The 9,664-nt window shown below is 42.7% G+C and carries 9 protein-coding genes; 6 read left to right on the forward strand and 3 right to left on the reverse strand.

All coding sequences use genetic code 11. The features are described from left to right. Window positions 1-58: 58 nt before the first annotated feature. The 5 genes from speE to V7124_RS01590 all read left to right on the forward strand — a co-directional run bounded on the left by speE (window position 59) and on the right by V7124_RS01590 (window position 4,842). On the forward strand, window positions 59-886 hold the full coding sequence (gene speE / locus V7124_RS01570; protein ID WP_335485256.1) for a spermidine synthase: 828 nt from the start codon (window positions 59-61) through the stop codon (window positions 884-886). 354 nt (window positions 887-1,240) lie between these two features. After that, window positions 1,241-2,116, forward strand: coding sequence for an agmatinase (gene speB, locus V7124_RS01575; protein WP_335415232.1), 876 nt, complete (start codon window positions 1,241-1,243; stop codon window positions 2,114-2,116). A 340-nt stretch (window positions 2,117-2,456) separates the two neighbouring features. After that, on the forward strand, window positions 2,457-2,876 hold the full coding sequence (locus V7124_RS01580) for a DUF1934 domain-containing protein (RefSeq protein ID WP_335485259.1): 420 nt from the start codon (window positions 2,457-2,459) through the stop codon (window positions 2,874-2,876). Continuing rightward, window positions 2,873-4,543 (forward strand): arginine--tRNA ligase, encoded by a 1,671-nt coding sequence (gene argS / locus V7124_RS01585; RefSeq protein ID WP_335485262.1) that lies wholly within the window; start codon window positions 2,873-2,875, stop codon window positions 4,541-4,543. Before V7124_RS01580 ends, argS begins: the two co-directional genes overlap by 4 nt. A 119-nt stretch (window positions 4,544-4,662) precedes the next feature. Beyond that, window positions 4,663-4,842: an H-type small acid-soluble spore protein gene (locus V7124_RS01590; RefSeq protein ID WP_335485265.1), complete on the forward strand. Its 180-nt coding sequence runs from the start codon at window positions 4,663-4,665 to the stop codon at window positions 4,840-4,842. Between the two features lie 33 nt (window positions 4,843-4,875). Here the strand turns inward: V7124_RS01590 and V7124_RS01595 are convergent, their stop codons facing one another. The 3 genes from V7124_RS01595 to cls form a co-directional block, all read right to left on the reverse strand. Then, window positions 4,876-5,004: a DUF4023 family protein gene (locus tag V7124_RS01595; RefSeq protein ID WP_335415241.1), complete on the reverse strand. Its 129-nt coding sequence runs from the start codon at window positions 5,002-5,004 to the stop codon at window positions 4,876-4,878. A 64-nt stretch (window positions 5,005-5,068) separates the two neighbouring features. Then, entirely contained in the window at window positions 5,069-6,025 is a 957-nt protein-coding gene (gene uvsE / locus V7124_RS01600; RefSeq protein WP_335415244.1) for a UV DNA damage repair endonuclease UvsE, read from the reverse strand. Between the two features lie 15 nt (window positions 6,026-6,040). After that, window positions 6,041-7,243, reverse strand: a complete 1,203-nt coding sequence (cls, locus tag V7124_RS01605) for a cardiolipin synthase (RefSeq protein ID WP_335485268.1) — start codon at window positions 7,241-7,243, stop codon at window positions 6,041-6,043. Between the two features lie 209 nt (window positions 7,244-7,452). On the opposite strand from cls, the gene V7124_RS01610 reads away from it, so the two are divergent. Next, complete coding sequence (locus V7124_RS01610) at window positions 7,453-9,552, forward strand: heterodisulfide reductase-related iron-sulfur binding cluster (RefSeq protein WP_335485271.1); 2,100 nt, start codon at window positions 7,453-7,455, stop codon at window positions 9,550-9,552. The last annotated feature ends 112 nt before the right edge of the window (window positions 9,553-9,664 follow it).

Below are 9,664 nucleotides of genomic sequence, written 5' to 3' on the forward strand. Positions count from 1 at the left end.
AAATCAACAGCCAAGTTTAACACAACTTTTTTAAAAAAAATCTGGGAGGAAGATGAAGATGTCTATTTGGTTCACGGAGAAACAAACCGAAAACTTTGGTATCACCATGAAGATAAATAAGACTTTACATACGGAACAAACAGAATTTCAAAAGCTTGATATGGTGGAAACAGAAGAATGGGGTAATATGCTTCTCTTAGACGATATGGTGATGACATCTGTAAGAGATGAATTTGTCTACCATGAAATGGTCGCACATGTTCCGTTGTTCACACATCCAAACCCAGAGAATGTTTTAGTGGTCGGTGGCGGTGATGGCGGCGTAATTCGTGAAGTCTTGAAGCACCCAAGCGTGAAAAAAGCTACACTTGTTGATATTGATGGTAAGGTGATCGAGTACTCAAAGAAGTTTTTACCGGAAATTGCTGGAATGCTTGATGACCCACGTGTGGACGTGCGTGTTGATGACGGCTTCATGCATATTGCAAAAAGTGAAAATGAGTATGATGTGATTATGGTTGATTCCACAGAGCCAGTGGGGCCGGCTGTGAATTTATTTACAAAGGGCTTTTACGCGGGGATTTCGAAGGCATTAAAAGAAGATGGTATCTTTGTAGCCCAGTCTGATAATCCTTGGTTCAAGGCCGAGTTGATCCGGAACGTTCAGCGTGATGTACGTGAAATATTCCCGATTACCCGTTTGTATGTAGCGAATATCCCTACCTACCCAAGCGGACTATGGGCATTCACCATCGGATCCAAAAAATACGACCCCTTGGAAGTAAGCGCAGACCGCTTCCACCAAATCGAAACCAAATACTACACAAAAGAACTACACAAAGCAGCCTTCGTCCTGCCTAGGTTTGTTGGGGAATTAGTGAAATAGTTTCGGTGCCTTTCACGGTGCCTGTCACCGCTCGTGGACACTGTCCACCCCAGGCGGACAGTTAGTGACCGAAATGTGTTCGAAAAGGGATTTACGGTAACTATAGAGGGCTTATAGTGACCGTAATGTGTTTGAAAAGGAATTACGGTTACTATAGAGGGCTTATAGTGACCGAAACGTGTTCGAAAATGAGGTTACGGTAACTATAGAGGGCTTATAGTGACCGAGAGGTGATTAAAAAGGGGATTACGGTAACTATAGAGAGCTTATAGTGACCGAAATGTGTTTGAAAAGGAATTACGGTAACTAAAGAAGTGTATTCTGATTTATTACATAGAAGTGAGGGAAAGTTAGATGCGGTTTGATGAGAGTTATTCTGGTAATGTGTTTATTAAGAGTCACCCGGATTTTGAGGAGAGTCAGGTGGTTCTGTATGGTATGCCGATGGACTGGACGGTTAGTTTCCGCCCTGGTTCGCGTTTTGGTCCGTCTCGGATTCGTGAGGTTTCAGTTGGCTTAGAGGAATATAGTGCCTATCTTGATCGTGAGCTTGATGTGGATGTTAAATACTTCGATGCTGGCGATATTCCACTTCCATTCGGAAATGCGCAAAGAAGTATTGATATGATTGAGGAGTTTGTCGATCAAGTCCTTGCTGCTGGAAAGTTTCCATTTGGCATGGGCGGGGAGCATTTAGTGTCCTGGCCGGTGATGAAGGCTGTTTATAAGAAATACCCGGATTTAGCGATTATCCACATGGATGCTCATACTGATCTTCGTGAGCAGTATGAAGGCGAACCATTATCGCATTCCACGCCGATTCGGAAAATTGCTGAACATATCGGGCCAAAAAACGTGTATTCCTTTGGGATCCGTTCTGGGATGAAGGAAGAATTTCAATGGGCGAAAGAAAATGGTATGCATCTTTCGAAGTTCGAAGTTCTCGAGCCGTTAAAAGAAGTGCTTCCAGAGCTTGCAGGACGCCCTGTTTATGTAACGATTGATATTGATGTCCTCGACCCTGCGCACGCGCCTGGGACAGGTACGGTTGACGCCGGCGGGATTACGTCTAAAGAGCTGCTTGCTTCTATCCATGAAATTGCCCGATCTGGTGTAAACGTCGTCGGCTGTGACCTTGTTGAAGTGGCTCCGATTTATGATCCATCAGAACAAACCGCTAATACCGCCAGCAAGTTGATTCGTGAAATGCTGCTTGGCTGGGTAAAATAAAAATTTTTTTGGTGCCTGTCCTAAACATGGGGCAGGCATCTTTGAATTGTAGCCATACTATAGGTATAATAGAAAAAGTGCCCTAGTCGGCAAACTAGAAAATTCTTAGGACCTGCATAAGGTTCATTTTTAAGGCTCTTTTCTTAGACTTTGTTGCTTTTATAATCAAAGATTAGGTATTGTACTGTGTTTTTGCAGAAAATAGCATAAATTTACTAAGAAAAGAGCTGCAAACTAATTTCAAAGGCGAAAAATAACTATTGCCACGTTAAAGTCGGCTTTAAGACTTTAACAACAATCGTTACGAAAACAAGCCTTTTAAAAAAGGGTGGAATGAAGGTTGTCAATCCCTGAATTACCGGTAAAAATTAATGTGAAGACGACAATTGACCAAGATGAGACTTTTGAATTGTTGGTATTTGGTACATACTTTGAAAAAGGAAATGCAGCTTATCTTCGTTATGAGGAAGCAATGGAAGAGGGAAGTGTGCGGACGATTGTGAAAATGGCTGCGGATGATGCTTTGATTTTACGGGGCGGTGCCATTAAGATGCGCCTGCCGTTTGAGCTCAATCGTAAGTTGAATGGCAGTTATGAAATGCCGTTTGGTCAGTTTGCAACCGAGATCATGGCAAAAAAGATAGACTATTCCTATGAAAATGGAAAAGGCAGCTTCTGTGTTGTTTATGATTTTTCAATGGAAGGTGCCCCTTCGAATACATATCAGTTAGAAATAGAGTTTCAGGAGGAGAATAAATGAACATAGTTGAGCAGGTTCAAAGCAAGTTAAAAGAGGAAATCCGGGCGGCAGTTGTGAAGGCTAATCTAGCAACAGAAGAACAGATTCCTGATGTGATTTTGGAAATACCGAAGGAGAAGGCACACGGTGATTACTCCACCAATATGGCGATGCAGCTGGCGCGTGTCGCGAAGAAAGCGCCGCGGATGATTGCAGAAGCACTGATTGAGAATTTCGACCGCTCCAAGGCTTCGATTGAAAAAATTGAGTTAGCGGGTCCAGGGTTTATTAATTTTTATATGAATAATGCGTACTTAACGGACTTGATTCCGACGGTTCTGGATGCAGGGGATGCGTACGGAGAAACAACGGTTGGCGGCAAACAAAAGGTTCAAGTGGAGTTTGTTTCGGCGAATCCGACGGGTGACCTCCACCTTGGTCATGCGCGCGGTGCCGCAGTCGGCGATTCGCTTAGCAATATTTTAGCGAAAGCGGGCTATGACGTTTCCCGAGAGTACTATATTAATGATGCCGGGAACCAGATTAATAATCTTGCCGTGTCTATAGAGGCGCGTTATTTCCAAGCGTTAGGCCTTGATAAGCCAATGCCGGAGGACGGCTACCATGGTGCGGATATCATCGGGATTGGTAAGTCGCTGGCGGAAGAGTTTGGCGATAAGTATGTGAACGTGGATGGGCAGGAACGCTTTGAATTTTTCCGCGAATATGGCTTGAAAGTTGAAATGGCGAAATTACAGAAGGATCTTGAGGATTTCCGTGTTGGATTTGATGTTTGGTACTCGGAAACGTCCCTTTATAAAAATGGCAAAATTGACGAGGCATTAAAAGTGCTGCGTGACAACGGCTTTATTTATGAGGAAGAGGGAGCAACCTGGCTTCGTTCAACGGATTTCGGTGATGATAAGAACCGCGTGCTTATTAAGCAGGATGGGTCGTATACGTATTTGACGCCAGATATCGCGTATCATAAAGACAAGCTTAACCGTGGCTTTGAGAAACTCATCAATATTTGGGGAGCGGACCACCACGGCTATATTCCGCGGATGAAGGCTGCGATTCAGTCACTAGGTTACGCGAGTGATGCCCTTGAGGTTGAAATTATTCAGCTTGTCCACCTATATAAGAACGGTGAGAAGATGAAGATGAGTAAGCGTACGGGTAAAGCGGTGACGATGCGTGATTTGGTCGATGAGGTTGGCCTCGATGCCACCCGTTACTTCTTCGCGATGAGAAGTTCGGATACCCATATGGACTTCGACTTAGATTTAGCGGTATCGGAATCAAATGAAAATCCTGTGTATTATGCACAATATGCACATGCACGAATTTGCAGTATTTTGCGCTCTGGCGAGGAACAGGGGATGCCAGTTGATAAGACCGCTGATTTTTCCTTAATCGGAGCGGAAAAAGAAATCGATTTATTGAAAAAGCTTGGGGAGTTTCCACAGGCAGTTAGCGAGGCGGCGTTAAAGCGTGTGCCGCACCGTGTAACGAACTATATCATGGAGCTGGCGTCAACGTTCCACAGCTTTTACAATGCGGAAAAAGTGCTTGATCTCGAGCACCCAGAGCGTACGAAGGCGCGTCTCGCGTTGATCAATGCGGTTCAAATCACCTTAAAAAATGCATTAAAATTAATTGGTGTATCTGCACCTGAAAGAATGTAATAAGCAGGCTCCCTTAATGACAAGGGAGTTTTTTCTTTTGTGGAAAGGTGGATGCATAACCACCTATAAAGTGGCAAATAGTAAAAAGGTAATTCTTCCTGAGAGGGTGGCTTGAAGAAATGAATGTGGGCAGAGCAAAGGAAATTGCTGAGTCGATGGATATGATTAAGGTAACATATGAGGGGACCCCAGTGATTATTCAACATGTGGATGAGAGTACAAGAATGGCGCGGATTTATTCGAAGACAGATCCGGAAAATGAGCGGGATGTCCCAGTTTTGAATCTAATTGAAGAATAGAGAAGAGTCTCCTTGAAGGGAGACTCTTCTCTATTAAACACCTTGTGAATGCTTATGGTTTGGTAGTTTGCTTTCAGGGTGCTTATTGCCACGCTTTCTATTTTTTTCTTGCTTTTTTTGGTTTTCGGCTAATCTTTGTACGAATTGGCTCGTGCTTTCCATCGACAATCCCTCCTTGTTTGAATCTGTTGTTACTTTAACCATTCCCATTAGAAAAAATGCAAGTTTATTTGACCTCAATGGCAGCGCCGCTGACCCGTTTATAACCACGAACTTTGCTGATGTCCTCTACTAATTTCAATGCAGCTTGATCCTTTGCTTTGGCCTCAATCATGAAATCGACGTCCTGCCCAAATTCTTTTACCATTTTTAAAAATGGCATGATAAATTCTAAGTCAACGAAATCGGCATGGGAACGGAACTCCTTGTCACCCTTTGGCGAGGAAATATGGATTTTTGGAACCAGGTCCACCTGATCCCATGTTTGAAAAATTCTCGGCAGCAATTCCTCAAGCGGAGGTTCACAAAGATTGGCCATGTGGTGATGATAGTCAAATACAAACGGGACGGTTTCTTGTTCACAAGCGAGGAGGGTTTCCTCCGCATTATAGGTTTTATCGTCATTCTCCAAGGTCATCGAGCGTTTAATATCGGATGGAAGCTTTTTTAGATTTTCATGAAACCGGGCAATCGTCGTCACTTTATCACCATAGGCACCGCCAATATGAATATTCATCATTCCAGTGTCCGCCACCCCCATCGCTTCAAACATGCGATAATGGTATTCCATATCGATCACCGCATTATCGGTAATTTTCGTTTGCGGAGAGGTGAACAACGTAAATTGATTTGGATGGAAGCTCACGCGCAATCGGTGCTTTTTTATTAAATCACCAATTTCCTTCCATTCTTTTTTAAAAGGAGTGACAAAATCCCAAAACACCTCGGGATGTGTCGCTAACGGAACGAGCGAACTCGAAAGCCGATACACTTCAATTTCATGGGCTAAATTGAAATAAAGCATTCGTAACGTATGAGCAAGGTTTAATTTGGTGAGCTCCAATAATTTTTCCGTCCGCGCTTGTTTGGATAATTGCTGATAGCGTGTAAACGTGAGTGTCTTCGACGGTGACGCATCCCATAGGGTAATAGCCGTCGAAACATATCCGAACCGAATCTTCATTTCACGAACTCCTTGTTATAAAAAGTATGACACAGCGCCAGCGATGACCTCTTTAAACGATCTAAACAGGTTTGGTTGATTGAGATCTGCTAACGTCAATGGTTTAGAATCAAGGATATCCTTCTGTAACACATCCTTAAATCGCTGAACAAATGCAGGATCATGAAAATAGCAGTTAATTTCTTTATTTAAAAATAAACTCCGTTTATCAAAATTAGCAGTACCAATATCGCAGATTTTATCATCAAAGACAAGTGATTTAGCGTGATAAAAACCTTTTTTATATTGATAAACACGTGCACCTTCTTTTAATAGTGTTCGTAAATAACGGTATGATGCTTCCTGTACGAGGATATGATCCGTTGTATAAGGGACAACGACGGTAATTGAAACTCCACGATTTATCGCCAGCAGGAGTTCTTTCATTAGCTTTTTACTAGGGATAAAGTAGGGTGATCCGATCATAATGGACTTGGCTGCACCACGGACTAATGTCAAATATTCCATTTCCAGGAGTCCTGCCTCTGCTGGCACAATTTGGTGTGGAACACTTCCTTTGGGCTGATCTAAAATATAAGCCGAATCATTCACGAAATTTTCTTGGGCGTATTCCTTCCAGTCAACGAGAAACTCACCTTGTAAAAACGGGACGCTTTCACCCGTGATTTTCAAATGATAATCACGCCAAGGACTGAGCTTTGGATCTTCATCGATATACTCTTTGCCAATATTAAAGCCGCCAAGATAGCCAATTTTTCCGTCAATAATTGAAATTTTACGATGGTTCCGTACCTGGGAGGAATAAAAGAGAAAGGGGAGCTTAATCCGATTGCTAAAAGCGATTTGAACACCAGCCTTCCGCAATTCGGTCAAAATCTCCTTTTTAACCTGGATACTTCCAAGTCTGTCAATGAGCAGCCTGACTTCCAGGCCCTCCTGAGCCTTTGTTTTTAAAAGAGTAAAAAACTCTTGGCTAAAATGGTCATTTCTAACGATATAAAACAAAATATGAATGTGGTGTTCAGCATGAATGATTTCATCAAAGTAATCGGCAAACAGTTCTTTCCCATGTGGAAATATATCAAAGTTGCCATAAAGAATCGGTGTTGTCCTTTGGTGGAAAATCCTGAGGTGCTTGCTTCTTCCCAGCTTAAAATCAAGATATAACCAGACAATGATAAGAAGTATAAGAGCGATTACTGTGTCAGGGAAATTCATACAAAATGTTCCTCCAATCATTTCTGTTAGGTTTGCCAAATACAGTGTTAAGTATGAATGAGAATAAAAGTTAAAAGAATATTGAGAAAAAACATTTGACTGAATGCTCATTCATTATATAATAGAAATAATAGTATTCTGAAAATTTTATTGTTTTAAAATTTTCTAATGACATTGGAGATAAGAACATAACAAAGGGGGCGTATTGAATGAATGGGCTTTTATGGGTAAACCTCATTGCATTCCTTGCTGTAACCGCTTACGCGATCAGTCTGTTCGTATACGTTGTTAAAACGAGGATTGCATTCATTAAGCTGGGGAAGAAAGTCGAGTTTGACAATAAAGTCAAAGAACGAATGCAGAAAATCTGGGTCAATGTTTTTGGCCAGAAGAAACTATTAAAGGATAAAAAGAGCGGAATTATGCATGTGATGTTCTTTTATGGTTTTATTCTCGTGCAATTTGGTGCGATTGACTTTATTTGGAAAGGGTTAGTGCCGGGTTCTCATATACCGTTGGGACCACTGTACGCCGGGTTTACTTTTTTCCAAGAAATTGTCACACTGATGATTTTAGTTGCGGTCATTTGGGCATTTTACCGACGCTATGTTGAAAAACTTGTCCGCTTAAAGCGTAATTTTAAATCGGGTCTTGTATTAATTTTTATCGGAGGATTAATGCTTTCAGTGTTAGTCGGAAACGGTATGGGTATCATCTGGCACGTTCACGAAGCTACTTGGACAGAGCCAATTGCATCGCTGATTGCGCTTATTTTTTCAGGAATTGGTGAAACCGCTTCAATTGTCATTTTTTATGTGGCATGGTGGGCCCACCTTCTATTCCTATTAACCTTCTTAGTCTATGTTCCGCAATCCAAACACGCACACTTAATTGCCGGACCGGTAAATGTTTATTTTAACCGCTTAGAAAAACCAGGTAAGTTGAAGAAGGTCGATTTTGAGGACGAGTCACAAGAATCCTTCGGGGTTGGAAAAATTGAGGATTTTACCCAGCACCAGATGATCGATTTTTATGCTTGTGTGGAATGTGGCCGCTGTACGAATATGTGTCCAGCAACAGGAACAGGCAAAATGCTGTCACCAATGGATTTAATCGTGAAGATGCGGGATCATCTGACGAATCATGGAGCAGCTGTTACATCCAAACAGCCGTGGGTGCCGACTTTTGCGTTTGGCAACACAACAGGCAACAGGATTGCCCTAGCTGCCAGTGGCCAAGGTGCCGAAGAAACAGCAGCGACACTGGCTTATAATCCAAGTTTGATTGGCGAGGTTATTACCGAAGAGGAAATCTGGGCTTGTACAACGTGCCGAAACTGTGAGGACCAATGTCCAGTTATGAACGAGCACGTGGACAAAATTATCGACCTGCGTCGTTATCTTGTTTTAACAGAAGGAAAGCTTGACGCCGATGCACAGCGGGCGATGACCAATATTGAACGTCAAGGCAATCCGTGGGGCTTGAATAGAAAAGAGCGTGAAACTTGGCGTGAAGTTCGTGAGGATGTTGAAATCCCGACTGTAAAAGAAATGAACAAGAAAGGCGAAGAGTTCGAATACTTATTCTGGGTGGGTTCGATGGGATCTTATGATAACCGAAGCCAGAAGATTGCGCTATCGTTTGCCAAGCTTATGAATGAAGCAGGCGTGAAGTTTGCGATTTTAGGGAATAAAGAGAAAAACTCAGGTGACACACCGCGCCGTCTTGGCAATGAGTTCTTGTTCCAAGAGCTTGCAGCGAAGAATATTGAGGAATTTGAAAAGGCAGAGGTGAAGAAGATTGTCACGATTGACCCGCATGCCTACAATATTTTCAAAAATGAATACCCTGACTTTGGCTTAGAGGCCGAGGTTTACCATCACACAGAAATTCTCTTTGAGCTTGTTCGTGATGGCAGGCTTGTTCCAAAACATGCCGTTAACGAAAAGATCACCTTCCATGATTCCTGTTACCTTGGTCGTTATAACGATGTATATGATCCACCGCGTGAGATTTTGAAATCGATTCCGGGTGTGCAACTTGTGGAAATGGAAAGAAACAGAGAAACCGGAATGTGCTGTGGCGCAGGCGGCGGCTTAATGTGGATGGAAGAAGAAACCGGACACCGCATTAATGTTTCTAGAACCGAGCAGGCGCTAGCGGTAAATCCGTCTGTAATCAGCTCAGGCTGCCCGTACTGCTTAACGATGTTATCAGACGGCACAAAGGCAAAAGAAGTAGAAGAAAAGATTTCCACCTATGACGTCGCAGAACTTTTGGAAAAAGCAGTCTGTGGGGAAGTAGCTTAAATTTTAATTGTTTTTAATAAAAACTGTTGATTTTAGAACTTGTTGATTGGAGCGAAAGGTGCTCGACTCCTGCGGGATGTACGAGCTGAGTGAGACCCCGCAGATGCGAAGC

The sequence above is a fragment of the Neobacillus niacini genome, assembly GCF_036961885.1.
Lineage (GTDB): Bacteria > Bacillota > Bacilli > Bacillales > Cytobacillaceae > Neobacillus > Neobacillus niacini_H.